The organism is Streptomyces sp. NPDC054932 (assembly GCF_053610205.1).
Genome location: NZ_JBSGXU010000069.1, coordinates 13478 through 37896, shown reverse-complemented (window position 1 = coordinate 37896; position 24419 = coordinate 13478). Strand labels below are relative to the sequence as shown.

Annotated in this window: 19 protein-coding genes and 2 tRNA genes; 16 read left to right on the top strand and 5 right to left on the bottom strand. The window is 71.2% G+C overall.

Going from position 1 to position 24419, the window contains the following annotated elements; genetic code table 11:
- Positions 1–39 precede the first annotated feature (39 nt).
- Positions 40–1473 (bottom strand): amino acid permease, encoded by a 1434-nt coding sequence (locus tag ACWGE1_RS20075; protein WP_453421833.1) that lies wholly within the window; start codon positions 1471–1473, stop codon positions 40–42.
- A gap of 219 nt (positions 1474–1692) precedes the next feature.
- Between ACWGE1_RS20075 and ACWGE1_RS20070 the strand changes: the two genes are divergently transcribed.
- Together ACWGE1_RS20070 and ACWGE1_RS20065 are read left to right on the top strand one after the other, a co-directional pair.
- Positions 1693–2178 (top strand): ribose-5-phosphate isomerase, encoded by a 486-nt coding sequence (locus tag ACWGE1_RS20070; protein ID WP_202201560.1) that lies wholly within the window; start codon positions 1693–1695, stop codon positions 2176–2178.
- Positions 2179–2247: 69 nt separating this feature from the next.
- The gene (locus tag ACWGE1_RS20065) at positions 2248–3054 is read left to right on the top strand and encodes an Fpg/Nei family DNA glycosylase (RefSeq protein WP_453421832.1); all 807 of its coding nucleotides are present in this window, start codon (positions 2248–2250) and stop codon (positions 3052–3054) included.
- A 39-nt stretch (positions 3055–3093) separates the two neighbouring features.
- Here the strand turns inward: ACWGE1_RS20065 and ACWGE1_RS20060 are convergent, their stop codons facing one another.
- Positions 3094–4329 carry a GNAT family N-acetyltransferase gene (locus ACWGE1_RS20060; RefSeq protein WP_453421831.1) on the bottom strand — a complete coding sequence of 412 codons (1236 nt, stop codon included), beginning with the start codon at positions 4327–4329 and terminating at the stop codon, positions 3094–3096.
- A gap of 116 nt (positions 4330–4445) precedes the next feature.
- Between ACWGE1_RS20060 and ACWGE1_RS20055 the strand changes: the two genes are divergently transcribed.
- The 6 genes from ACWGE1_RS20055 to ACWGE1_RS20030 all read left to right on the top strand — a co-directional run bounded on the left by ACWGE1_RS20055 (position 4446) and on the right by ACWGE1_RS20030 (position 11337).
- Complete coding sequence (locus ACWGE1_RS20055) at positions 4446–5588, top strand: PP2C family protein-serine/threonine phosphatase (protein WP_453421830.1); 1143 nt, start codon at positions 4446–4448, stop codon at positions 5586–5588.
- A 136-nt stretch (positions 5589–5724) separates the two neighbouring features.
- The gene (locus tag ACWGE1_RS20050) at positions 5725–6567 is read left to right on the top strand and encodes an ABC transporter ATP-binding protein (RefSeq protein WP_453421829.1); all 843 of its coding nucleotides are present in this window, start codon (positions 5725–5727) and stop codon (positions 6565–6567) included.
- Positions 6567–9008 (top strand): FtsX-like permease family protein, encoded by a 2442-nt coding sequence (locus ACWGE1_RS20045; RefSeq protein ID WP_453421828.1) that lies wholly within the window; start codon positions 6567–6569, stop codon positions 9006–9008. Before ACWGE1_RS20050 ends, ACWGE1_RS20045 begins: the two co-directional genes overlap by 1 nt.
- A 117-nt stretch (positions 9009–9125) precedes the next feature.
- The gene (locus tag ACWGE1_RS20040; protein ID WP_453421827.1) at positions 9126–10514 is read left to right on the top strand and encodes a pyridoxal phosphate-dependent decarboxylase family protein; all 1389 of its coding nucleotides are present in this window, start codon (positions 9126–9128) and stop codon (positions 10512–10514) included.
- Complete coding sequence (locus tag ACWGE1_RS20035; RefSeq protein ID WP_453421826.1) at positions 10511–10966, top strand: HD domain-containing protein; 456 nt, start codon at positions 10511–10513, stop codon at positions 10964–10966. The genes ACWGE1_RS20040 and ACWGE1_RS20035 overlap by 4 nt, the downstream gene beginning before the upstream one ends.
- A 176-nt stretch (positions 10967–11142) precedes the next feature.
- On the top strand, positions 11143–11337 hold the full coding sequence (locus tag ACWGE1_RS20030; RefSeq protein WP_030008564.1) for a membrane protein: 195 nt from the start codon (positions 11143–11145) through the stop codon (positions 11335–11337).
- 349 nt (positions 11338–11686) lie between these two features.
- Here the strand turns inward: ACWGE1_RS20030 and ACWGE1_RS20025 are convergent.
- Positions 11687–11757, bottom strand: a tRNA-Gly gene (locus tag ACWGE1_RS20025).
- 168 nt (positions 11758–11925) lie between these two features.
- Here ACWGE1_RS20025 and ACWGE1_RS20020 point away from each other — a divergent pair.
- From ACWGE1_RS20020 to clpX, 5 genes are all read left to right on the top strand, one after another.
- Positions 11926–12002, top strand: a tRNA-Pro gene (locus ACWGE1_RS20020).
- Positions 12003–12166: 164 nt separating this feature from the next.
- Positions 12167–13555 (top strand): trigger factor, encoded by a 1389-nt coding sequence (gene tig, locus ACWGE1_RS20015; protein ID WP_453421825.1) that lies wholly within the window; start codon positions 12167–12169, stop codon positions 13553–13555.
- 275 nt (positions 13556–13830) lie between these two features.
- On the top strand, positions 13831–14448 hold the full coding sequence (locus tag ACWGE1_RS20010; RefSeq protein WP_030649990.1) for an ATP-dependent Clp protease proteolytic subunit: 618 nt from the start codon (positions 13831–13833) through the stop codon (positions 14446–14448).
- Between the two features lie 55 nt (positions 14449–14503).
- Complete coding sequence (locus ACWGE1_RS20005) at positions 14504–15172, top strand: ATP-dependent Clp protease proteolytic subunit (protein ID WP_033223992.1); 669 nt, start codon at positions 14504–14506, stop codon at positions 15170–15172.
- A gap of 152 nt (positions 15173–15324) precedes the next feature.
- Positions 15325–16611, top strand: a complete 1287-nt coding sequence (clpX, locus tag ACWGE1_RS20000; protein ID WP_030026955.1) for an ATP-dependent Clp protease ATP-binding subunit ClpX — start codon at positions 15325–15327, stop codon at positions 16609–16611.
- Between the two features lie 71 nt (positions 16612–16682).
- On the opposite strand, the gene ACWGE1_RS19995 is transcribed toward clpX, so the two are convergent.
- Positions 16683–17615 carry a hypothetical protein gene (locus tag ACWGE1_RS19995; RefSeq protein WP_453421824.1) on the bottom strand — a complete coding sequence of 311 codons (933 nt, stop codon included), beginning with the start codon at positions 17613–17615 and terminating at the stop codon, positions 16683–16685.
- A 127-nt stretch (positions 17616–17742) separates the two neighbouring features.
- Here ACWGE1_RS19995 and ACWGE1_RS19990 point away from each other — a divergent pair, with 127 nt between their 5' ends.
- Together ACWGE1_RS19990 and ACWGE1_RS19985 are read left to right on the top strand one after the other, a co-directional pair.
- Complete coding sequence (locus ACWGE1_RS19990) at positions 17743–20364, top strand: valine--tRNA ligase (RefSeq protein ID WP_453421823.1); 2622 nt, start codon at positions 17743–17745, stop codon at positions 20362–20364.
- Positions 20365–20558: 194 nt separating this feature from the next.
- Positions 20559–21707 carry a sensor histidine kinase gene (locus ACWGE1_RS19985; protein ID WP_453421822.1) on the top strand — a complete coding sequence of 383 codons (1149 nt, stop codon included), beginning with the start codon at positions 20559–20561 and terminating at the stop codon, positions 21705–21707.
- A gap of 5 nt (positions 21708–21712) precedes the next feature.
- On the opposite strand, the gene ACWGE1_RS19980 is transcribed toward ACWGE1_RS19985, so the two are convergent.
- Entirely contained in the window at positions 21713–22762 is a 1050-nt protein-coding gene (locus ACWGE1_RS19980) for a rod shape-determining protein (protein WP_453421821.1), read from the bottom strand.
- 116 nt (positions 22763–22878) lie between these two features.
- On the opposite strand from ACWGE1_RS19980, the gene folC reads away from it, so the two are divergent.
- The gene (gene folC, locus ACWGE1_RS19975) at positions 22879–24417 is read left to right on the top strand and encodes a bifunctional tetrahydrofolate synthase/dihydrofolate synthase (RefSeq protein ID WP_453421820.1); all 1539 of its coding nucleotides are present in this window, start codon (positions 22879–22881) and stop codon (positions 24415–24417) included.
- The last annotated feature ends 2 nt before the right edge of the window (positions 24418–24419 follow it).

Genomic DNA, 24419 nt, shown 5'->3' with positions numbered 1-24419 from the left:
GCGAAGGCGGGCCGGGCTCCGGCGTACGTGCACGGGCGGTCAGCCCTGCAGGGCCCGCTTGCGGCGGAAGTCCAGGACCACACCGACGAGCACGACCAGGCCGGCGACGAGGGTGGACAGGGTGACGACCTCGCGGTTGGCGTCGTCCACGAACATGTAGCCGATCACGAACATGATCAGTGCGGCGGTGGCCCAGGTCAGCCACGGGAAGAGCCACATCTTCACGGTCAGCTTCTCCGGCGCCTCGCGGACCAGGATCCCGCGCATCTTCAGCTGGGTGAAGCAGATCACCAGCCAGACGAAGAGCGCGATGGCACCCGAGGAGTTCAGGAGGAAGTTGAAGACCGTGTCCTTGAAGGCGTAGTTGAAGTAGACGGCGACGAAGCCGAAGACCGTGGAGCCCAGGATCGCGGCGACCGGCACACCGTTCTTGTTGACCTTGGCGAACGCCTTGGGGGCGTCGCCGCGCTCACCGAGCGAGAAGGCCATGCGGGAGGCGGTGTAGAGGCCCGAGTTCAGGCAGGACAGCACGGCGGTCAGAACGATGACCTCCATGATCGTGCCGGCGTGCGCGATGCCGATCGAGTCCAGGGCGGCGACGTACGAGCCCTTCTCGGTGATCGACTTGTCGTTCCACGGGAGCAGGGTCAGCACGATGAAGATCGAGCCGAGGTAGAAGACGCCGATCCGCCAGATGACGGAGTTGGTGGCCTGGGTGACCGCCTTGCGGGGGTTCTCCGACTCGCCGGCCGCCAGCGTGACGATCTCGCTGCCCATGAAGGAGAAGACGACCATCAGCACACCGGTCAGGACGGCGCCGTAGCCGTTGGGGAAGAAGCCGCCGGCGTCGGTGAGGTGCGCGAAGCCCGCGCCCGGGTTGTCCGAGCCCGGCAGCAGGCCGAAGACGGCCAGCATGCCGACGATCACGAACGCGCCGATGGCGACGACCTTGATGCCCGCGAACCAGAACTCGAACTCACCGTAGGAGGCGACCGAGCCGAGGTTGGTGACGGTCAGGACCGCCATCACGATCAGGGCCCAGGCCCACTGCGGGACGGCCGGGATCCAGCTCTCCAGGATGGCGGCGCCTGCGGTGGCCTCCACCGCGAGGACGACGACCCAGAAGAACCAGTAGAGCCAGCCGATGGAGAAGCCCGCCCAGCGGCCGAGCGCGCGGTCGGCGTAGGCCGAGAAGGAGCCCGAGTTCGGGCTCGCGGCGGCCATCTCGCCCAGCATCCGCATCACGAAGACCACCATCGCGCCGACCAGCGCGTAGGAGATCAGGATGGCGGGGCCGGCCTTGGCGATGCCGCCACCGGAACCGACGAAGAGGCCGGCGCCGATGACGCCGCCGATGGCGATCATGGACAGGTGGCGGTTCTTGAGACCGGCCTTCAGACCGTCGGAGGGCTGGCCGTCACCGGGGTTGCCGGTGGGGCCGCCTTCCTTCTGAAGGGTCGTCGTGGAGCTCATGGACGGATCCTTAGGTTCTCGGGTTGCGAGCCCCGGCATTCAAACCTGAGATGAACGCAGGACGGAAGACCTCAATCCGGATCGTTGCGTTGGGGTGAACGTCCGAATCGGGGGTCCCGCCCTGTCCCATCTGCGTTCTTTGGGTTTACTTGAGCTTTAGAAGTGACTTACGCGACACCCGCTGCGGGCTGTCGGGCCTCCACGTGCCACACTCGTTGCATGCGCGTGTACCTCGGATCCGACCATGCCGGCTTTGAGCTCAAGAACCACCTGGTGGACTGGCTCAAGAACAACGGCCACGAGCCCGTCGACTGTGGGCCCCACATCTACGACGCGGTGGACGACTACCCGCCGTTCTGCCTCCGCGCCGCGGAGAAGACCGCCGCCGACGCCGACAGCCTCGGCATCGTGATCGGCGGCTCCGGCAACGGGGAGCAGATCGCCGCGAACAAGGTCAAGGGCGTCCGCGCCATCCTGGCCTGGAGCGTCCAGACCGCCCAGCTCGGCCGTGAGCACAACAACGCCAACGTCATCTCCGTCGGCGGCCGCATGCACACGCAGGACGAGGCCGTCAGCTTCATCGAGGCGTTCCTGGCGACCCCGTACTCCGACGAGGAGCGCCACACCCGCCGCATCGAGATGCTCTCCGCCTACGAGACCACCGGCGAGCTCCCCCCGATCCCGGCCCACCACCCGCAGGGCTGATACCGCTTCCGGCCGCGGCGCTCCCTCCGGGGGCGGCGCGGCCGTTTTCATTCTTCCCAGGAGTCCGCCGTGCCCGAGGGGCATACGATCCACCGCCTCGCCCAGGACCACACCGAGCGGTTCGCCGCCCGCCCGGTCCGCGTGAGCAGCCCCCAGGGCCGCTTCGCCGAGAGCGCGGCCCTGCTCGACGGACGCGAGCTGGAGGGCGCGGAGGCGCACGGCAAGCACCTCTTCCTCGAACTGGGCGACGCCTGGATCCACATCCACCTCGGGCTCTTCGGCAAGCTCGGCTTCGGCCCCGCCCCGGCCCCGCCCGCGACCGACACGGTCCGGCTGCGGCTGCTGAACGAGGAGCACTACGCCGACCTGCGCGGACCCACCGCCTGCGCGCTGATCGGCGAGGGCGAGAAGAAGGCGATACACGAACGGCTCGGCCCCGACCCGCTGCGGCCGGACGACGACCCCGACCGGGCCTGGAAGCGGATCTCCCGGTCCCGCACCACCGTCGCCGCCCTGCTCATGGACCAGAAGGTCGTCGCGGGCATCGGCAACGTCTACCGCGCCGAGGTCCTCTTCCGGCACGGCATCGACCCGTACCGGCCCGGCAAGGACCTCACCCGCGGCGAATGGGACGCCATGTGGGCCGACCTGGCCGACCTGATGCGGGAGGGCGTGCGCAACAACCGCATCGACACCGTCCGCGACGAGCATCTGCCCGAGGCGATGGGCCGGCCGCCGCGCGTGGACGACCACGGCGGCGAGGTGTACGTCTACCGGCGGGCGAACATGGCCTGCCACATCTGCGGCGGCGAGATCCGCACCGCAGACCTCGCCGCCCGCAACCTCTTCTGGTGCCCTGGCTGCCAGGCCCGCTAGCCCGCCGCCGGCCCGACCGCCCGCCGGCGGGCCCGTGGTTCAGAAACTGTGGGGCAGCCAGGGCGCCACGTCGCCCGCGAAGGCGCGCGAGGCCTGCGCGAGGGCTCCCGGGCGCAGCTCCCGTACCCGGCCCGCCGCGGCCAGCGAGGTGAGGGTGATCCCGCCCAGATAGGCGGAACCCAGCTCCCGGACCGACAGCTCCAGGTCCGCCGGTTCCGCAGTCCGGGTGCACCGGGCGACGCCCTCGGCGTCGGCCACCAGCCGCCACCGCCCCTCGTTCCACGGACAGAACGCGTCCTCGACCTCCACGACCACGTCCACCGCGGACCCGTACGAGCGCGCCTCCAGGGCCGCCGGCAGGTCCACCAGGCGCACGTGGAGCGAGTCGCGCGTGGCCGGCTTCGACCGCCTGACGTCGCTGACCAGGTGCAGCAGCGGGTCGTCCACCGGGCGCTTGGCGGCCCGTACGGTCCAGGTCAGGTCGATGGAGAACAGATAGCGCCACAGCGCGGCCGTCGCCGCCGGATCCAGTGCGTCGAGGGCCTCGACCTGGACCGTCCCGTCCGAACCCGACGCGTTCCAGTCCGGTTTGACCCGGTAGCGGGCGTACCCGGCGACCTCGCCGTCCGCCCGCTCCGCCACCACGCACATCAGCGGGGAGGCGCCTGCCCGCTCCCCGGGCGGATCCGTGACCGCCATCCGCTCCCAGCCGGGCTGCCGGGCCGGCGCCCCGGGCCGCCGGGACACCAGGTCGGCGTACACCCGCTCACAGGCGGCCAGCGACTTCTCCGGGTCGGCGAGCCGCAGCCGCACCCCGTCCGTCCCGGGCGGCACCTCGAGCCGTACGCGCGTCGTGTCGATCTCCAGGGACATGGCGTAGGTCGCGAGGCCGTACCCGAAGCGCCCGTAGATCGCCGGGTCGGAGGCCGTCAGTACGGCGAGCGGCTCGCCGGCCGCCCGGACGTCGTCCAGCTGGCGCCGCATCAGAGAGCCGAGGATGCCGCGACGGCGGTGCGTCGGCGCGACTCCCACGAAGGACACCGCGGCCGTGGGCACCAGTGCGCCGCCCTGCACCGAGAGGCGGAAGCTGAAGGCCGCCGCCGAGCCGACGCACGTCTCGCCCTGCCAGACCCCCAGCGCACGCTCCGGCTCCGTCAGGGCCCGGAACAGTTTCCGGCCCTCCGGAGGCTCGGCCACGCCACCGAAAGCCAGTTCCAGATGATCGAACCAAATATCCCACTCGTCTTGTTGCAAAACGCGCATCTCAAGATCCATACCGTCATCCTCACCCGGCCGCTCCGTCGCAGTCGAAGAGTTTTCGGGTGCCTGGGGGCCCAGGTCCGGGGGTACCCCTGCGCATCCACAGTCAGGATGGATAGGGTCCCGAAGCAATGGCCGGAGCACGCGTGGAACCCCTCATGGCCCGGATGCGCATGCTGTCGCACCGGGGCCGCACCGCCCTGCGCAAATCAGCCGTCGACTACTTCCGGGGCGACGCCTCCGACTGGCTCGCCTTCGGCGGGCTGCTGCTCACCGTCCCCGCGATCGCCTGCGGCACGATGATGCTGCCTGTCTGGTTCTCGCCCTCGGCCCTCGTCCTGCCGATCGTGGCCGGCGGACTGCTGCTGCGCCCCGCCAGCCTCCTCGCCCTGTACGCCGCCTCCGCGGCCGCACTGATCGTCGAAGCCCTCGTACTCGGCCCCTATACCCAGGGCCCGGCGCGCGTCACCCCCGGAACCGTTCTGGTGGTCGCGGCCTGCGGGTTCTTCGGCCTGGTCATCGCCCAGTTCCGCAGCCGCGTCGGCGTGCCCTGGCGGCGCGGCGGCACCATGCTCTTCGACCTGCGCGAACGCATCCGCGTCCAGAGCAAGCTGCCCGCCCTGCCACGCGGCTGGCACCGCGAGATGGCCCTGCGCCCGGCCGGCGGCCAGTCCTTCTCCGGCGACTTCGTGGTCGCGGCCCGCACCAACGGCGGCCGGACCCTGGAGATCGTCCTGACCGACGTCTCCGGCAAGGGCATGGAGGCGGGCTCCCGGGCCCTGCTGCTGTCCGGCGCCTTCGGCGGGCTGCTCGGCGCGCTGCCCGCGCACGGCTTCCTGCCCGCCGCCAACGGCTACCTGCTCCGCCAGGACTGGGACGAGGGCTTCGCCACCTCCATCCACCTCGTCCTGGACCTGGAGAGCGGCGACTACGAACTCCTCTCGGCCGGCCACCTCCCCGCCCTCCAGCTCTCCGCGGGCACCGGCCGCTGGCAGGAGAAGTCCGGCGAGGGCCCGCTCCTCGGCGTCTACGACGGCGCCGAATTCATCGCCGCCCGCGGCAACCTGCGCCCCGGCGACGTCCTGATGCTCTTCACCGACGGGCTGGTGGAGACGGCCGACCGCGAGATCAGCGAGGGCATCGACCGCCTCACCGGCGAGGCCGACCGCTACGTGGCCGCCGGCTGGGAGGGCGCGGCCTGGCACCTGATCGAGAAGGTCGCCAAGGACGTCAACGACGACCGGGCCCTGCTGCTCATCCGCCGCTCCGCCTGACGAACCCCCGCCGCGGGGTGGGGTTTACCCCACCGCGGACCGGCCAGCCTCCGCCATGTCCCCTCCCACCTGCTGATCCGTAGCGTCGACGACACCAACGGACGACGACGGACGACAGCACGGAAGGCGGAGCACCATGGGGCTGCGGCGGAGCAGACGGCGGCACGAGGACACCTCGGCGGCGCCTGGGTACGAGACCACCGCGGCCGTGGAACTGCGGGGCGTCCGGCGCCGGTACGGGCGCGGCGCCTCCTGCGTGCACGCCCTGCGCGGCATCGACCTCAGCCTGCCGCGCGGCAGCTTCACCGCCGTCATGGGCCCCTCCGGCTCCGGCAAGTCCACCTTCCTGCAGTGCGCCGCCGGACTCGACCTGCCCACCGAGGGCTCCGTACGGCTCGGCGGCACCGAGATCACCGGCATGAACGAGAACGAGCTCACCGAGCTCCGCCGCAGCCGGCTCGGCTTCGTCTTCCAGGCCTTCAACCTGCTGCCCTCCCTCACCGTCGAACAGAACGTGCTGCTCCCGCTGCGCCTCGCCGGCGGCCGCTCCGCATCCCGCGGCGAGGACCGCGCCGCCGAGCTGCTCGCCCGCGTCGGCCTGGAGGGCAAGGGCCGCCGCCGCCCCGCCGAACTCTCCGGCGGTCAGCAGCAGCGCGTCGCCATCGCCAGGGCCCTCGTCACCCGGCCCGACGTCGTCTTCGCCGACGAACCCACCGGAGCCCTCGACACCACCACCGCGGCCGAGGTCCTCGCCCTCCTGCGCAGCGCCGTCGACTCCCTGAACGCCACCGTCGTCATGGTCACCCACGACCCGGTCGCGGCCTCCCACGCCGACCAGGTGCTCTTCCTCGCCGACGGGCTCATCGCGGACCGGCTGCCGCGCAGCCCCGCCGCCACCGTCGCCGCCCGGATGTCCGCGCTCACCGCACGCCCCGCCGCCACCGCCACCGCCCCGGCCCGTGCGGGAGCGGCCGCCTGATGCCTGCGCGCCCCAACGGTCTCGCCCGCGCGGCGGTCCGGTTCCGCCCGGCCGCCTTCGCCGGGACCTTCATCGCCCTGCTCATGACCGTCGCCATCGTCTGCGCCTGCGGCATCCTGCTCGAGAGCGGACTGCGGGCCGCCGTCCCGCCCACCCGGTACGCCGGCGCCTCCGTCGTCATCACCGCCGACCAGCAGGTCCGCCTCCGGTCGGGCAGCGGAGAAGGCTCCTACGAGATCTCCGCCCGGGTTCCCGAACGGGCCCGGGTCGACGCCGCCCTCCTGGACCGGCTGGCTCCGCTTGGCCGGGCCGTGCCCGACGTGGTGTTCCCCGTGCGCGACGCGTCGGGCGCCACCTCCGAGGCGTCCGGCTGGGGCTCCACCGCCTTCACCGGTACGAAGCTCGGCGCGGGCCGCGCGCCCGGCCCGGGCGAGGTCGTCCTCGGCGCCGGCGTGACCGCGGCCACGGCCGACCGGAGCCGGGTCAGCCTGGAGACCCCCGTCGGCAGGCGAGACTTCCGCGTCGTCGGACACACCGGGGACCACGGCGCCTGGTTCTCCGACGCCGACGCCCGCACCCTGTCAGGCCACCCCGGCTCCCTCGACGCCATCGCACTCCTCCCGGCCACCGCCGGGCCCGGCACGAGCGACCGGCAACTCGCCGATGCGGCCACCGCCGCCGTCGCGGGCCGGGCCGAAGTGCTCACCGGGGCCGACCGCGCCGTCGCCCCCGAGCTCGAGGCCGCCAAGGAACTGCTGACCGCCCTCGGCGGCTCCTTCGGCGGCACGGTCACCCTCGTCGCCGTCTTCACCGCCGCCGCGACCGTGGCCCTCTCCGTCGGGCAGCGCTCCCGCGAGTTCGCCCTGCTGCGCGCCGTCGGAGCCACCCCGCGCCAGATCCGCCGCACCGTCGCCACCGAGGCCCTCCTCGTCGCGCCCGCCGCCGGAGCCCTCGGCTGCCTCCCCGGATACGCCCTCGCAGCCTGGTGGTTCGGCGAGCTCAAGGCCAAGGGAGCCGTCCCCGCCGCCGTCGAACTCTCCGTCTCCTGGATCCCGTTGGCCGCGGCCATCGGCGTCGGCCTCGTCACGGCCCTGCTCGCGGGCTGGGCCGCGGCCCGCCGCCCCGCCCGCATCCGCCCCGGTCAGGCCCTCGCCGACGCCGCCGTGGAACGGGTCCGCCCCGGCTGGATCCGCACACCCCTCGGCCTCGCAGCCCTGGCCGGCGGCGCCGCCTGCGCGGGACTCGCCGCCACCGGCAGCGGCGCCGACGCCGCCGACGCCTCCCTCGGCGTCGTCATGCTCTTCATGCTGGCCGTCGCCCTGCTCGGCCCGCTCATCGCCCGCGCCTGCGCCGCCGTACTCGGGCTCCCGCTGCGCGTCAGCGGCCCCTCCGCCGCACTGGCCGCCGCCAACTCCCGGGCCCACGCCCGTCGCCTCGCCTCCGCGATCACCCCGATCGTCCTCGCCATGGCCTTCTCCTCGACGCTGGTCTTCCTCCACACCAGCACGGACCGCGCCACCGCCCGGCAGCAGGAGGCCGGACTGCTCGCCGACCACGTCGTCACCGCGCCGCCCTCCGACATCGCGACCCGGCCGCTGCCCGCCGGGGTCACCGCCGCCGTCCCGATCACCCGTACGTCCCTGGTCACCGTCGTGGGCTCCGGCACCGACCGCTGGTTCCAGAGCGCCTCCGCCCAGGCCGTCACCGGCTCCGGCGCGGACCTCGCCCGGGTCCAGGACCTCGGTGTGCGCGAAGGCAGCCTCGACGCCCTGCGCCCGGGCACCGCCGCCGTCGACCGCACCCTCGCCGACACCGCCGGGGCCGGGATCGGCGACCGCCTGGAGTACCACCTTCCCGACGGCACCCCGGCCTCGTCCGAGATCGTCGCCGTCTACACCCGGGGCCTCGGCCTCGGCGAGGTGACCCTGCCCGCCGCCGACCTCACCGGGCACCTGACCTCACCCGCCCCCACCGAACTGCTGGTCCGCGGCAGCTCGCCCGCCCTCGCGGAACTCGGGGCCGTGACCGACCGGAAGGGCTGGACCACCGCCCGCAACACGGACCGCGAGCTCAACGCCTGGGCCAACACCACCATGGCGGCCGTCCTCGGCGGCTTCGCGGCCGTCGCCGCCGCCAACACGCTCGTGATGACCGTCCTGGACCGCCGCCGCGAACTGACCATGCTGCGCCTCGTCGGCTCCACCCGCCGCCAGGTGCTCCGCATGCTCCGCTGGGAGGCCCTGCTGATCACCGGCGCGGGCATCGTCCTCGGCTCCGCGATCGCCCTGGCCACCCTGTTCCCGCTGACCGAGGCGCTCACCGGCGCGGCCCCGTACGTCCCGCCCCTCGTCTACGGCTCCTTCGTGGCCGCCGTACTCCTCCTGGGCCTCGCCTGCACCACCCTGCCGGCCCGCCGCGCCCTGCACCCGGCCCGGCACTGAGAAGGCGGGGCCGGGGCCGGGGGGCCGGGGGCCGGGCGGATACCGGTCGCGGCGCGCGGGCCACTCGGTGCGGATTGGCCCACCCCCGCCGGCCCGGCGCCGCCTACCGTGCCCCCCATGGACCGCACGCTCGCCGCCGACCTCGCCCGGCTCCCCGAACTCCTCGACGCCACCCGCCGCGCCGCCGCCGACGCGCTCGCCACCCTGGACGCGCGTCCCGTCGTACCGCCCACCGCACAGCCGTACGCACCGCAGCCCCTTCCGGAGCACGCCACCGGCGCGGACTCCGCCCTCGCCGCCTTCCGCGACCGGTGGGAGCCGCGGCTGTCTGCCTCCGCGGGACCGCGCTACCTCGGCTTCGTCACCGGAGGCGCCACCCCCGCCGCCCTCGCCGGGGACTGGCTCACCGCCGCCCACGACCAGAACTCCAACTCCGCGCTGGACGGCGGCGGCCAGGACCTCGAACGCGAGACCGTCGGCTGGCTCCGCGACCTCTTCGGCCTGACCGCCGACCACTCCGGCACCTTCGTCTCCGGCGCCACCATGTCCAACACCACCGGCCTCGCCATCGCCCGCGAATGGCTCGGCGAGCGCCTCGGCGTCAGCCCGGCCGAGGACGGCGCCGCCGCCCTCGGCCCGGTCCGCGTGCTCTCCGGCGCCCCGCACTCCTCGATCGCCAAGGCCCTGTCCGTCCTCGGCCTCGGCCGGTCCTCCCTCGTCAGGGTCCCGACCCTGCCCGGCCGCGAGGCCGCCGACCCCGCCGCCCTGGAGCGCGCCCTCGCCGACACCCCCGGCCCGGCCGTGGTCGTCGCCAACGCGGGCACCGTCAACACCGTGGACTTCGACGACCTCCGGGCCGTCGCCGCCCTGCGCGAACGCCACGACTTCTGGTTGCACACCGACGCCGCGTTCGGCGCCTTCGCCGCCCTCTCCCCGGAGCACGCGCACCTCGCCGACGGCCTCGACGCCTCCGACTCGCTCTGCGTCGACCTGCACAAATGGCTCAACGTCCCCTACGACAGCGCCGTCCAGTTCACCCGCCGGCCCGACCTTCAGGCCCGGGTCTTCCAGAACTCCGCCGCCTACCTCGGCCCCCTCGGCGACCACCCCGACCTCGTCCACCTCACCCCGGAGAACTCCCACCGGCTGCGCGCCCTCGCCGCCTGGTTCACGCTGCGCGCGTACGGCCGCGAGGGCCACCGCGAGATCGTCGAGCGCGACATCGCCTGCGCCCGGGCCCTGGGCGCCGTACTGACGCAGGACCCCGCCTTCACCCTCCTCGCCCCGGTCCGTCTGAACGTCGTCTGCTTCACCCTCGCCGAAGACCCCACGCCGGACCGGCTGGCCGCGCTGCGGGAGGCGGTGGCCGCCGAGGTCTTCGTCACTCCCACCGTGTACGGGGGAACCGCCGCCCTGCGCGCCGCGTTCTCCAACTGGCGTACCACGCAAGCGGACGTACGCCGGGCAGCGCAGGCCCTCGGCGCAGCGGCAAGGGAGATCGCATGACGAACAGCCCCCTGACCCTCATCGAGGTCGAGGCCCTCGCGCGCAGCGCGCACGAGGGCCAGACCGACAAGGCCGGCCGGCCGTACGCCGAACACCTGGCGGCCGTGGCCGAGGGCGTCCGGCTGCGTGGCGGCAGCCCCGAACAGCAGGCGGCGGCCTGGCTCCACGACGCCATCGAGGACGAGGCCCTCAGCCTCACCTGGCTGGATTCGGCGGCTCTCCCGCAGACGGTGAAGGACATGGTCCTCGCGGTCACCAAGCGCCCGGGCGAACCGGTCGAGCAGTACGCGGCCCGCATCCTGGCCACCCCGGGCGCCCTGCTGATCAAGGAGTCCGACATCGCGCACAACGCGGACCCCGTACGCCTCTCCGTGCTGGACACCGCGACGCGCGAGAGGCTGTCCGTAAAGTATGCGAATATCCGTTCCCTCCTCGGCCTCGCCACCCCGTGATCCGTGCCCCGCGCCCGAAATATTCCTGTCGCACATCCGGTTGGCGGAAACGGAACCATGGCTATTCGTCACGGGGCGTATAGCCGGGGTCCGTTGGTGGGAGGATGGTCCATGTGGGGGTGTGCCTGGCCGTGCGCCCCGGGCCGACCAGGGGACGACCGAAGGTGTGATCAGTAGTGGCCATTTCGCTGTCAGTGGTGGTTCTGTTGGCGGTCATCCTGGTGGTGCTGATCCGCGGCAACCACATCAAGACGGGCCCCGCCATCGTCGCGGCGCTCTTCGGCTTCTTCCTCGCGTCCAGCTCGATCGCGGACGACGTGAACCGTTTCCTCAACTCCCTCGCGACGATGATCGCGAACATCAAGCTCTGAACCCCGTGCGTGCCAATGGGTTCATGACGCGGGACCTCGCCGACTTCGCGGCGCGGAGCGACGAAGAGCTGGACCGGATCCTCGGGCACGTGAGGCACCGTCTTGCGGATGCGAGGCAGAGGGGCCTGGACGTGCCGCAGGACCTGTCCGACCGAGTGGAGCGGCTCTCGCGCCGCCGCGGCTGGCCGGCGCGTCGGGAGCGACCCTGAGTCCGGGGACCCCCGATCCGGTGAGCACCACACCCGTCCGCCGACGCGCCGACGCCCACCGCGGCCGCCCGGCCGCAGCCCCGCAACGACGAAGGGCCAGGTCGAGGAAACATCCTCTGACCTGGCCCTTCGTACTTCTGAGCGGGTGACGGGAATCGAACCCGCGTAGCTAGTTTGGAAGACTAGTGCTCTACCATTGAGCTACACCCGCAACGCGCGTGCCGCAGGTCCGGGGACCACGGCACGGACAGCATCCTAGCGGGTCGCTCCCGGTGGGTGCACACCACATTCGACGCCGTGCCGGAGACCTGCCCGAAATACCTCGGGAAACCCCGCGCATCAGAGTGTCTCCGGGCATGTACCCTACGTGTCGCACCGACGGGGTGTGGCGCAGCTTGGTAGCGCGTCCGCTTTGGGAGCGGAAGGTCGTCGGTTCGAATCCGGCCACCCCGACCATCAGCAGTGTCTCCACAAGATCGCGTTGTGGGCTGATTGCCGCTTGCGGTTACTATGCAAGCTGCGTGCCCGTGTGTCTGATGTACCGGGCCGAAGTCCGCTGAACCGCTGAATCACAGCGCGAAGGCAGAATCCCCAGCAGTCAGCCACAAGGAGACCGAACCGTGAAGAGCGCCGTGGAGACCCTGAACCCGACTCGGGTTCGGCTCACTGTTGAGGTGCCCTTCGAGGAGCTCAAGGACAGCCTCGACGCGGCGTACAAGAAGATCAACCAGCAGGTCACGGTGAAGGGCTTCCGCAAGGGCAAGATCCCGGCCCGCGTCATCGACCAGCGCTTCGGCCGCGGTGCGGTGCTGGAGGAGGCCGTCAACGACGCCCTCCCGAAGTTCTACACCGAGGCGGTCAACGAGGCCGACCTGAACCCGCTGGGCCAGCCCGACGTGGACATCACGGAGCTGAAGGACGGCGAGCTGCTGGCCTTCACCGCCGAGGTCGACGTGCGTCCCGAGATCGAGATCCCGGACTTCTCCGGCATCGAGGTCGAGGTCGACGCCATCGAGGTCTCCGACGAGGACGTCGAGAAGTCCGTCGAGCAGCTGCGCGGCCGCTTCGCGTCCACCAACGACGTCGAGCGCGCCGCCGCCGAGGGTGACGTCGTCACCATCGACCTCGAGGCCAAGGTCGACGGCGAGGTGCTGCCCGACGGCGTCGCCTCCGACGTCGCCTACACCATCGGCTCGGGCGAGCTCCTCGAGGGCATCGACGAGGCCGTCACGGGCCTGGAGGCCGGTGGCGAGGCCACCTTCACCTCCCAGCTGAAGGGCGGCTCCGCCGAGGGCAAGGACGCCGAGGTCACCGTCAAGGTCACCAAGGTCTCCGCCAAGGAGCTCCCGGAGCTGGACGACGAGTTCGCGCAGATGGCGAGCGAGTTCGACACCCTTGAGGCCCTCAAGGACGACAGCCGCAAGCGCCTCGAGAACATGAAGCAGTACGACCAGGCCACGCAGGCCCAGGAGCGCGTCCTGGAGAAGCTGCTGGAGCTCGTCGAGGTCCCGATCCCCGAGAAGCTCCTCGCGGACGAGGTCCAGACCCGCAAGCACAACCTGGAGCACCACCAGCTCGGCCAGATGGGTCTGACCATCGAGAAGTACCTGGAGTTCCAGGGCAAGACGGTCGAGGAGTTCGACGCCGAGACCTCCGAGCAGGCCATCAAGGGCATCAAGACCCAGTTCGTCCTCGACGCGCTGGTCAACAAGGAGAAGCTGGGCGTCAACCAGGAGGAGCTCACCGAGCACCTCATGCGCCGCGCCGCTTCCTCCGGCATGTCCCCCGACCAGTTCGCCCAGGCCGTCGTCGAGGGTGGCCAGGTCCCGATGCTGGTCGGCGAGGTCGCCCGCGGCAAGGCCCTCGCGGTCGTCGTCGAGGCCGCCAAGGTCGTCGACACCAACGGTGAGGTCGTGGACCTGTCCGACGAGGACGAGGAGCAGGCCGCCGAGACCGTCGAGGCCGTCGTCGACGGCGACGACGAGGTGCAGGCCGACGAGGCCAAGTAACACCCCGGGCGCAGCCCGCTGAGCAGTGCCCGAAGGGCCCGGACGCCGTCGCGTCCGGGCCCTTCGGCGCGGCCCCCGTAAGGCCCCCGGAGCTTGCGCTCCGAGCGAACAGTTCGGGAAGCGGGATGGCGTTGTCCTACCTGCGCGTTAGGGTCCATGAATACGAGGGCACGTGACTACCCGGGCGCCGGCGGACTCGTCCGCTCCGGCCGGACCGGGCCCCAGAACGAGACGCTGAGACGGCACATGGCCGTCGGAGACGAGCAGGTGGATACGTGACGAATCTGAAGCCTTACGCCGCGGGTGAGCCGTCCATCGGTGGCGGCCTCGGCGACCATGTCTACAACCGGCTGCTCGGCGAGCGCATCATCTTCCTCGGCCAGCAGGTCGACGACGACATCGCCAACAAGATCACCGCGCAGCTCCTGCTCCTGGCCGCCGAGCCGGAGAAGGACATCTACCTCTACATCAACAGCCCCGGTGGCTCCGTGACGGCCGGTATGGCCGTCTACGACACCATGCAGTACATCCCGAACGACGTCGTCACCATCGGTATGGGCATGGCGGCCTCGATGGGCCAGTTCCTGCTCACCGGTGGCGCCAAGGGCAAGCGCTTCGCCCTGCCGAACACCGACATCCTGATGCACCAGGGCTCCGCCGGCATCGGTGGCACCGCGTCGGACATCAAGATCCAGGCCCAGTACCTGCTGCGCACCAAGCAGCGGATGGCCGAGATCACCGCGTTCCACTCGGGCCAGACCGTCGAGGCGATCATCCGTGACGGTGACCGCGACCGCTGGTTCACCTCCGAGGAGGCCAAGGAGTACGGCCTCATCGACGAGATCATCTCGGCAGCGTCCAACGTTCCGGGCGGCGGCGGCACCGGGGCCTGATCCCGGTACCCACCGTCAGTACCCCGCAGCCGACAGCCCGCAGAACGCCACCAGGATGGTGAACACCCAGATGCAGAACAACTTCTCCGCGAGCGGCCTCTACACCGGCCCGCAGGTGGACAACCGCTACGTCATCCCGCGCTTCGTCGAGCGCACCTCGCAGGGCGTGCGCGAGTACGACCCGTACGCGAAGCTCTTCGAGGAGCGCGTGATCTTCCTCGGCGTGCAGATCGACGACGCGTCCGCCAACGACGTCATGGCGCAGCTGCTGTGCCTGGAGTCGATGGACCCGGACCGCGACATCTCCATCTACATCAACAGCCCCGGTGGTTCCTTCACCGCGCTGACGGCGATCTACGACACGATGCAGTTCGTGAAGCCGGACATCCAGACGGTCTGCATGGGCCAGGCTGCCTCCGCCGCCGCGGTCCTGCTCGCCGCCGGTACCCCCGGCAAGCGCATGGCCCTGCCGAACGCCCGCGTGCTGATCCACCAGCCCTCCGGTGGCACCGGCCGTGAGCAGCTCTCCGACCTGGAGATCGCGGCCAACGAGATCCTCCGCATGCGCGACCAGCTGGAGACCATGCTGGCCAAGCACTCGACGACGCCGATCGAGAAGATCCGCGACGACATCGAGCGCGACAAGATCCTCACGGCCGAGGACGCGCTCGCGTACGGGCTGATCGACCAGATCATCTCCACCCGTAAGAGCAGCAAGGCCTGATCCTTGCCACAGTTGGCGTGAGCACGCCTCCGGACTCGGAGATGTGAACCACGTCAAGGGGGCCCCGCACGGGGCCCCCGGCAAGGTACCGTCGGATATGAGGCACCAGGAGCGCTGAACCAGGCGTCTCCCAGGCGAAGGGGAAGCACCTCGTGGCACGCATCGGTGACGGCGGCGACCTGCTCAAGTGCTCGTTCTGCGGAAAGAGCCAGAAGCAGGTGAAGAAGCTCATCGCAGGACCCGGTGTGTACATCTGCGACGAGTGCATCGACCTCTGCAACGAGATCATCGAAGAGGAACTCGCGGAGACCTCCGAGGTCCGGTGGGAGGAACTCCCCAAGCCCCGTGAGATCTACGAGTTCCTGGAGAGCTACGTCGTCGGCCAGGAGCCGGCGAAGAAGGCGCTCTCGGTAGCGGTCTACAACCACTACAAGCGGGTTCAGGCCGGCGAGAACGGCGGCGCGCAGGGCCGGGACGACGCGATCGAGCTCGCGAAGTCCAACATCCTGCTGCTGGGCCCCACGGGTTCGGGCAAGACGCTGCTCGCGCAGACCCTCGCCCGCATGCTGAACGTCCCGTTCGCCATCGCCGACGCGACGGCGCTGACGGAGGCCGGGTACGTCGGCGAGGACGTCGAGAACATCCTGCTGAAGCTGATCCAGGCCGCCGACTACGACGTCAAGAAGGCCGAGACCGGGATCATCTACATCGACGAGATCGACAAGGTGGCCCGCAAGAGCGAGAACCCGTCGATCACGCGCGACGTGAGCGGCGAGGGCGTGCAGCAGGCCCTGCTGAAGATCCTGGAGGGCACGACCGCCTCCGTACCGCCGCAGGGCGGCCGGAAGCACCCGCACCAGGAGTTCATCCAGATCGACACGACGAACGTGCTCTTCATCGTGGGCGGCGCCTTCGCCGGCCTGGAGAAGATCATCGAGTCGCGTGCGGGCGCCAAGGGCATCGGCTTCGGGGCGACGATCCGCTCGAAGCGCGAGATCGAGGCCAGCGACCAGTTCCAGGAGGTCATGCCGGAGGACCTGGTGAAGTTCGGGATGATCCCCGAGTTCATCGGCCGCCTCCCCGTGCTGACCTCCGTGCACAACCTGGACCGCGAGGCCCTGCTGCAGATCCTGATCGAGCCGCGCAACGCGCTGGTGAAGCAGTATCAGCGGCTGTTCGAACTCGACGGTGTGGAGCTGGACTTCGAGCGCGAGGCACTGGAGGCCATCGCGGACCAGGCGATCCTGCGCCAGACGGGCGCGCGCGGCCTGCGCGCCATCATGGAAGAGGTCCTGATGTCGGTGATGTACGAGGTCCCGTCCCGCAAGGACGTGGCCCGCGTGGTCATCACCGCGGACGTGGTCCGCTCCAACGTCAACCCGACGCTGGTCCCCCGGATCGTCCCGAAGGACCAGGGCCCGCACGAGAAGTCGGCGTAGCGGCACCGATCACCAAGCAGAAGGGGCGCCCCCGACCGGGGGCGCCCCTTCTGTGTACTGCTGCCGCTGCGCTACTTCTTGACGCGGGCGGTGTTGTAGAGCTTCGCGGTCAGTTCCGCGGTCTGTTCCAGGGTGTAGCCCGGCTTGCTCGCGAGGACCGAGGCCACGTCGGTGGCGCTGACCATGCTCAGGGTGCTGTAGTCACCCCAGATGCAGATCGGGAGGGTGAACTCCTTCGGGCCCTTGGCCGTCGTGTCCTTCGAGACGAACTTGGCCTCCTGGCACTTCATGACGGCCCCCTTGAAGCCGGCCGGCTTCATCTCCTTGGGGGTGCCGATCAGTTGCACGTCGGACTTGCCGTCCTTGGCCGCGTTCACCTTGGCCATGGCGAAGTAGCCGTCCACGGCCTTCTCCGGATCGGAGAGTTCGCCGTAGACGCCCTGGAAGTTGAGGCCCTTGATCGTCAGGGGGTTCTTCGGGTCGCCGGACGTGTAGGTCATGCCCGTCCGGGCCGGGTTCTTGACGCCCGCCGCCTCGGCTTCCTTCTTGTCCTGGTCGGTGAAGGGCTTTTCCTTGTACGTCGGGTCCTTCTTGAAGTCGTCCACCGACTCCGGGGCGACCAGCTTGTAGCCCTTGGTGTCCGCGGCGATGCTGCCGCCCGCGCCGCCGCCCAGGAGGTACCAGCCGCCGCCCGCGATCACCGCCACCGCGACGACCGCACCGATGATCACGCCCGCCTTGGACTTCTTCGGGGGCTGGCCGCCGTACGGGGCCTGCTGCTGCGGGAGGCCGTACGCCGGCGTCGGCGGCTGCTGGGGGTAGCCCTGCGGGGGCACGCCCGGCTGCTGCGGGTAGCCGTAGCCCGGCTGCGGGGCCGTCGGCTGGCCGTACGGGCCGGCCTGGGGGGCGGGCTGCCCGTAGGGGCCCGGCGGCGGGGGCTGCTGACCGTACGGCCCCGGCTGCTGCGGCTGCTGTCCGTAGGGCCCTGGCTGGTTGTAGCTCATCCCGCGTCCCCCAATGAGGTTGCTTATACGTTTCACACATCCTGACGGAAGCCAGGGGCGGGCAGGGCGCCGGGCCCCGGGATTACCGGTTTCATGACTGGACTGTTACCGCTCTAAACTGTGCCCCGTGACCGAGAACACGCAGACACCCAGCAGCCCCAACTCCGAACTGCCGACCACGTACGCGCCGGCCGAGGTAGAAGGGAAGCTCTACGAGCGCTGGGTAGAGCGCGGTTACTTCGAGGCGGACGAGAAGAGCGAGAAGCCTCCCTACGCGATCGTCATCCCGCCGCCCAACGTCACCGGCAGCCTGCACCTGGGCCACGCCTTCGAGCACACGCTGATCGACGCCCTCACCCGCCGCAAGCGCATGCAGGGCTACGAGACGCTGTGGCAGCCCGGCATGGACCACGCCGGCATCGCCACCCAGAACGTCGTCGAGCGCGAGCTGGCCAAGGAGGGCAAGTCCCGTCACGACCTCGGCCGGGAGGCCTTCGTCGAGCGCGTCTGGCAGTGGAAGGGCGAGTCCGGCGGTCAGATCTCCGGCCAGATGCGCCGCCTCGGCGACGGCGTCGACTGGTCCCGTGAGCGCTTCACCATGGACGAGGGCCTCTCCGAGGCCGTCCAGACCATCTTCAAGAAGCTCTACGACGACGAGCTGATCTACCGCGCCGAGCGCATCATCAACTGGTGCCCCCGCTGTCTGACCGCGATCTCCGACATCGAGGTCGAGTACCAGGACGACGAGGGCGAGCTCGTCTCGATCCGCTACGGCGAGGGCGACGCGTCCATCGTCGTCGCGACCACCCGCGCCGAGACGATGCTGGGTGACACGGCCGTCGCCGTCCACCCCGAGGACGAGCGCTACAAGCACCTCGTCGGCACCGAGATCGAGCTGCCGCTCACCGGCCGCCGCATCCCGGTCGTCGCGGACGAGCACGTCGACCCCGAGTTCGGCACCGGCGCCGTCAAGGTGACGCCGGCGCACGACCCGAACGACTTCGAGATCGGCCAGCGCCACGGCCTGCCGAACCTCGCCGTCATGGACGAGCACGCGATCATCACGGCCCACGGCCCCTTCCAGGGCCTGGACCGCCTGGAGGCCCGCTCCGCCATCGTCGCCGCGCTGCGCGCCGAGGGCCGGATCGTCGCCGAGAAGCGCCCGTACACCCACTCCGTCGGCCACTGCTCGCGCTGCAAGACCACCATCGAGCCGCGGCTGTCCATGCAGTGGTGGGTCAAGGTCGGCCCGCTCGCCAAGGCCGCCGGTGACGCGGTCCGCAGCGGCGACGTCAAGATCCACCCGCAGGAGATGGAGAAGCGGTACTTCGACTGGGTCGACAACCTCCACGACTGGTGCATCTCGCGCCAGCTGTGGTGGGGCCACCGCATCCCCGTCTGGTACGGCCCGAACGGCGAGGTCGTCTGCGTCGGACCGGACGAGCAGCCGCCGGCGGGCGAGGGCTGGACCCAGGACACCGACGTCCTGGACACCTGGTTCTCCTCGGGCCTGTGGCCGTTCTCCACGCTCGGCTGGCCGCAGCAGACCGACAGCCTGGCGAAGTTCTACCCGAACGCCGTCCTGGTCACCGGCTACGACATCCTCTTCTTCTGGGTCGCCCGGATGATGATGTTCGGCCTGTACGCGATGGACGGCACCCCGCCGTTCAGCACCATCGCCCTGCACGGCATGGTCCGTGACGAGCGCGGCAAGAAGATGTCGAAGTCCTTCGGCAACGCGGTCAACCCGCTGGACTGGATGGACAAGTACGGCTCCGACGCGGTCCGCTTCACGCTGGCCCGCGGCGCCAACCCGGGCGTCGACGTCCCGATCGGCGAGGACTGGGTCCAGGCCTCCCGGAACTTCGCCAACAAGATCTGGAACGCCACGCGTTTCGCGATGATGAACGGCGCCACGGTCGAGGGCGAGCTGCCGTCGGCCGAGCAGATGTCCGCCACCGACCGCTGGATCCTGTCCCGCCTGAACAAGACGGTGGCCGAGGTCGACGCCTTCTACGAGGACTACCAGTTCTCGAAGCTGTCGGACGCCCTCTACCACTTCGCGTGGGACGAGGTCTTCGACTGGTACGTCGAGCTGTCGAAGACGACGTTCTTCGCGGGCGGCGAGCAGGCCAAGGTCTCCGCCCGGGTCCTCGGTGAGGTCCTCGACGTCACCCTGCGGCTGCTGCACCCGGTGGTCCCGTTCGTCACCGAGACCCTGTGGACCACCCTCACCGGCCGCGAGTCCGTCGTGATCGCGGACTGGCCGACCGACAGTGGCTTCCGCGACGACGCCGCCGAGAAGGAGATCGAGCTCGTCCAGCAGCTGGTCACCGAGGTCCGCCGGTTCTGCACCGACCAGGGCCTCAAGGCCGGCCAGAAGGTGCCCGCCCGCCTGGAGCTGGCCGGCACCCCGCTGGTCCCGCACGAGGCGGCCATCCGGCAGCTGCTCCGTCTCCAGCCGGAGACCGACGCCTTCCACGCCACGGCGTCGCTCCCGGTCGCCGGGGCCACCGTCGCGCTCGACCTGTCCGGTGCCATCGACGTCGAGGCCGAGCGCAAGCGGCTGGCCAAGGCGCTGGCGGCGGCCGAGAAGGAGAAGCAGCAGGCCGAGGCGAAGCTCGGGAACGAGGCCTTCCTCGCCAAGGCCCCGGACAACGTGGTCGACAAGATCAAGGACCGGCTGGCCAAGGCCGGGGCGGACATCGCCCGGATCCAGGCCCAGCTGGACGCGCTCCCGGCGGCCTAACACCCCCGTAGGCACAGGTGAAGGCCCCCACACCGTCGGTCGATGTGGGGGCCTTCGCCGTATCCCTTCCCCGCGCGGGGGCCGGCGTCACGGCAGGTGGCCGCCGAATCCGTCCTGTCCGAAGTGCCCTAAATCACTACTGTTTCGGTCTCGGGCGATCCGAACCGACGCGCTGACCACGGATGATGGAGGGCATGCGCGTCAAGCCCGTCGTCCCGGCCTTCGACCGGCTGCTGGCCTCCGGCCGCCGGCTCACCGAGAGCTGGGCCGGGTCGCCCCGGGCCGTGGACGTGCTTACCGCGCTCGGCTGCCTCGGTCTGATGGCCCTCGACCTGCCCGGCCTCGCCGCCGCCGACAACTCGCTGACCGGGCCCACCGCCGCCGCCGTCCTCGCCCTCGGCTGCTCCAGCCTGCTGGTGCGCCGCCGGCAGCCCTGGATCTCGTACCTGGCCGCGCTGCTCTTCATCGGGTGGCTGCACGAGCTGACCCTGATCCAGTTCGCCCTCTACTCGGTCGGCCGCTACCGCGGGCGCCGGGCCGGCATCCTCGCCACGCTCGGGTACATCGCCTTCGCGCTGGTGATGTTCTGCGTGCCGGACTGGCCCGCACCCCGGGGCGAGACGCTCAGCGGCTTCCTCAGCGTGGTCGTGCCCATCGGGGTGCTGGCGTCGGCGGTGGGCATCGCCGCCTGCCGGCACGACCTGGTGGGGGAGCTGACCGCGCGCAGGGCCGAGTCCGCCGTGCTCCAGGCCGTCCAGCAGGAACGCACCTCCGTCGCCCGCGACGTCCACGACTTCGTCGGGCGCGAGCTGACCCTGCTCACGGTCCGCTCCGAGGTGCTGTCGATGCGGGCGCGCGAGACGGCGTACGGGCCGGACTTCGAGGAGCTCGCCGACACCGCGCGCCGGGCCCACCTGGTGCTGAACGAGATCATCGTGCAGCGCGGGGAGCGGGCCTCCACCCCGGGGGTGGACGGGCTGGCGGCGCTGGCCGAGGAGAGCGGCCGGGCCGGGTCGCCCGTCCGGCTCGCCATGGACCCGGACGTGCACGGGCTGTCGCCGCTGCGCCAGGCGGCGGTCTACCGGGTGGTGCAGGAGTGCCTGACCAACGCGGCCAAGCACGCGCACGGGGAGACCATCGACGTGTCGATCACGGCGGACGGCCCGCGGCTGCGGATCGCGGTCAGCAACGCGCTCCCGGCCCGGACCCCGGGCCGGGCCCCCGTCTCGGCGGGCTCCGGCACGGCGAGCATGTCCGAGCGCGTCCGCAGCCTGGGCGGCACCCTGACGACGACGCGCACGCAGGACGCGTACGAGGTCGTCGCCATCCTGCCGCGAGGCTGAGGCGGCTACGCCCGGGCCGGGGCCAGCAGGCCGCCGAGCGTGTCCAGGTCCTCCACGCAGCGGCCGGAGCCCAGGGCCACGCAGTCCAGCGGGTCGTCCGCGACGAAGACCGGGATGCCGGTCGCGGAGGCCATCCGCAGGTCCAGGCCGGGGAGCAGCGCGCCGCCGCCGGTCAGGACGATGCCGTGCTCCATCACGTCGCCGGACAGTTCCGGCGGGCACTCCTCCAGGGTGGTGCGCACGGCGGCGATGATCGCCCCGACCGGCTCGTCGAGCGCGGCCCGGACGTCCTTGGCGCTCAGCGCGAGCGTCTTCGGCATGCCGCCGACCTTCTCGCGGCCGCGCACGGTGAAGGTACGGGTCTCCAGCTCCGGCCGGTCCGGTACCGGCCAGGCCGAGCCGATGCCCAGCTTGACGTCCTCGGCCGTGCGTTCCCCGATGAGCAGCGCGTGTTCCTTGCGTACGTGGTCCATGACCGCCGCGTCGAGCCGGTCCCCGCCGACGCGCAGCGACCGGGACGTGACGATCCCGCCGAGGGAGATGACGGCGACCTCGGAGGTGCCGCCGCCGATGTCCACGACCATGGAGCCGCGGGCTTCGGCGACGGGCAGTCCGGCGCCGATCGCGGCGGCCATCGGCTCCTCGATGAGGTGGACGGCCCGGGCTCCGGCCCGGGTGGACGCCTGGACGATGGCCCGCCGTTCGACCGGGGTGACGCCGGAGGGCACGCAGATCACCATCCGGGTGCGGGGCCGGCGGCCCGGGACGGCTTTGCGCACGAAGTGCCGGATCATCTCCTCGGCGGCCTCGTAGTCGCAGATCACACCGCCCTGGAGGGGGCGGATCGCGGTGATGGAGCCGGGGGTGCGGCCGATGGTCTCCTTGGCGTCCGCCCCGACGGCCAGGGCGGTCGTGGTGCCCGCCCTGACGGCCACCACGGACGGCTCATTGAGGACGATCCCGTGCCCCCGTGCGTAGATCAGGGTGTTGGCCGTGCCCAGATCCATCCCTATGTCGCGGCTGGATGCTGTCTTGTTGCTACTGGCCTGCGGCATTTGTTCCCCTATCTGCTGCCGCAAGGCTTGCATAACGATCAGGTCGCTCCGGCCGCCGGAGGTCCCGAAACGGCCGGGCCGAAAGTCCTCGGGGTCCCCGTCCGTAGACTGGCCCTGTGAGTGACCAGCAGCCCGAGAACCACGACCGCGACGACAACGACGACCTCGCCGGCACCTTCGACGAGTTCGACCAGATCGTGGCGGAAGAGTCCGACCGCGACCCCGACCTGGCGGTGATCGAGGCCGGTAGCCGCACCCTGCGCGCCCAGGCCGGACCGCCCCAGGGCGACCCGGTACCCGCCAGGCCCGTCGACCCGGAGGTCGCCAAGGCGCTGCTGGAGGTGGAGCAGGAGCTCGCCACCCGCTGGGGCGAGACCAAGCTGGAGCCCTCGGTGTCGCGGATCGCGGCGCTGATGGACGTCCTGGGCGAGCCGCAGCGCGCGTACCCGTCCATCCACGTCACCGGCACCAACGGCAAGACGAGCACGGCCCGCATGATCGAGGCCCTGCTGAACGCCTTCGAGCTGCGCACCGGGCGCTACACCAGCCCGCACGTGCAGTCGATCACCGAGCGGATCAGCCTCGACGGGGAGCCGATCACCGCCGAGCGGTTCGTCGAGACGTACCACGACATCAAGCCGTACGTGGAGATGGTCGACGCCGCCGAGGAGTTCCGGCTGTCGTTCTTCGAGGTGCTCACCGGGATGGCCTACGCGGCCTTCGCGGACGCCCCGGTGGACGTGGCCGTGGTCGAGGTCGGTATGGGCGGCAGCTGGGACGCGACGAACGTCATCGACGCGTCCGTCGCGGTGGTCACCCCGATCAGCCTGGACCACACCGACCGGCTCGGCTCCACGCCCGGTGAGATCGCCGTGGAGAAGGGCGGCATCATCAAGCAGGACGCGACGGTGATCCTGGCCCAGCAGCCGGTGGACGCGGCGCAGGTGTTGCTGAAGAAGGCCGTGGAGGTCGACGCGACGGTGGCCCGTGAGGGCATGGAGTTCGGCGTCGTCTCGCGCGAGGTCGCGGTCGGCGGCCAGCAGCTGACGCTGCGCGGGGTGGGCGGGGAGTACGACGGCATCTTCCTGCCGCTGTACGGCGCGCACATGGCGCACAACGCGGCGGTGGCGCTGGCCGCGGTCGAGGCATTCTTCGGGATCGGCCAGGAGCACGCCCGGGTCCTGGACCTGGACACCGTACGGAAGGCTTTCGCCTCGGTGGCCTCGCCGGGCCGCATGGAGGTCGTACGGCGCAGCCCGACGGTGGTCCTGGACGCGGCGCACAACCCGGCGGGCGCCGTGGCCACCGCGGAGGCGGTCACCGAGTCGTTCGGCTTCAGCCGGCTGATCGGCGTCGTGGCCGCGAGCGAGGGCAAGGACGTCCGCGGGGTGCTGGAGGCGTTCGAGCCGATCTTCGCGGAGGTGGTGGTGACGGAGAACTCCAGCCACCGCTCGATGGGCGCGGACGAGCTGGCGGCCGTCGCGGTCGAGGTCTTCGGCGCCGATCGGGTGCAGGTGGAGCCGCGGCTGGACGACGCCCTGGAGGCGGCGATCACCCTCGCGGAGGAAGAGGCCGAGTACGGAGGGGCCGGGGTCCTGGTGACCGGTTCCGTGATCACGGTGGGCGAGGCCCGCCTGCTGATGAAGAGGGGCTGAAG

What these genes read in the sequence shown, in the direction of transcription:
- ACWGE1_RS20075 (WP_453421833.1), bottom strand. Translation starts at nt 1,473, where the DNA reads ATGAGCTCCACGACGACCCTTCAGAAGGAAGGCGGCCCCACCGGCAAC.
- ACWGE1_RS20070 (WP_202201560.1), top strand. Translation starts at nt 1,693, where the DNA reads ATGCGCGTGTACCTCGGATCCGACCATGCCGGCTTTGAGCTCAAGAAC.
- ACWGE1_RS20060 (WP_453421831.1), bottom strand. Translation starts at nt 4,329, where the DNA reads ATGGATCTTGAGATGCGCGTTTTGCAACAAGACGAGTGGGATATTTGG.
- ACWGE1_RS20055 (WP_453421830.1), top strand. Translation starts at nt 4,446, where the DNA reads ATGGCCGGAGCACGCGTGGAACCCCTCATGGCCCGGATGCGCATGCTG.
- ACWGE1_RS20050 (WP_453421829.1), top strand. Translation starts at nt 5,725, where the DNA reads ATGGGGCTGCGGCGGAGCAGACGGCGGCACGAGGACACCTCGGCGGCG.
- ACWGE1_RS20045 (WP_453421828.1), top strand. Translation starts at nt 6,567, where the DNA reads ATGCCTGCGCGCCCCAACGGTCTCGCCCGCGCGGCGGTCCGGTTCCGC.
- ACWGE1_RS20040 (WP_453421827.1), top strand. Translation starts at nt 9,126, where the DNA reads ATGGACCGCACGCTCGCCGCCGACCTCGCCCGGCTCCCCGAACTCCTC.
- ACWGE1_RS20035 (WP_453421826.1), top strand. Translation starts at nt 10,511, where the DNA reads ATGACGAACAGCCCCCTGACCCTCATCGAGGTCGAGGCCCTCGCGCGC.
- ACWGE1_RS20005 (WP_033223992.1), top strand. Translation starts at nt 14,504, where the DNA reads ATGGTGAACACCCAGATGCAGAACAACTTCTCCGCGAGCGGCCTCTAC.
- ACWGE1_RS19995 (WP_453421824.1), bottom strand. Translation starts at nt 17,615, where the DNA reads ATGAGCTACAACCAGCCAGGGCCCTACGGACAGCAGCCGCAGCAGCCG.
- ACWGE1_RS19985 (WP_453421822.1), top strand. Translation starts at nt 20,559, where the DNA reads ATGCGCGTCAAGCCCGTCGTCCCGGCCTTCGACCGGCTGCTGGCCTCC.
- ACWGE1_RS19980 (WP_453421821.1), bottom strand. Translation starts at nt 22,762, where the DNA reads ATGCCGCAGGCCAGTAGCAACAAGACAGCATCCAGCCGCGACATAGGG.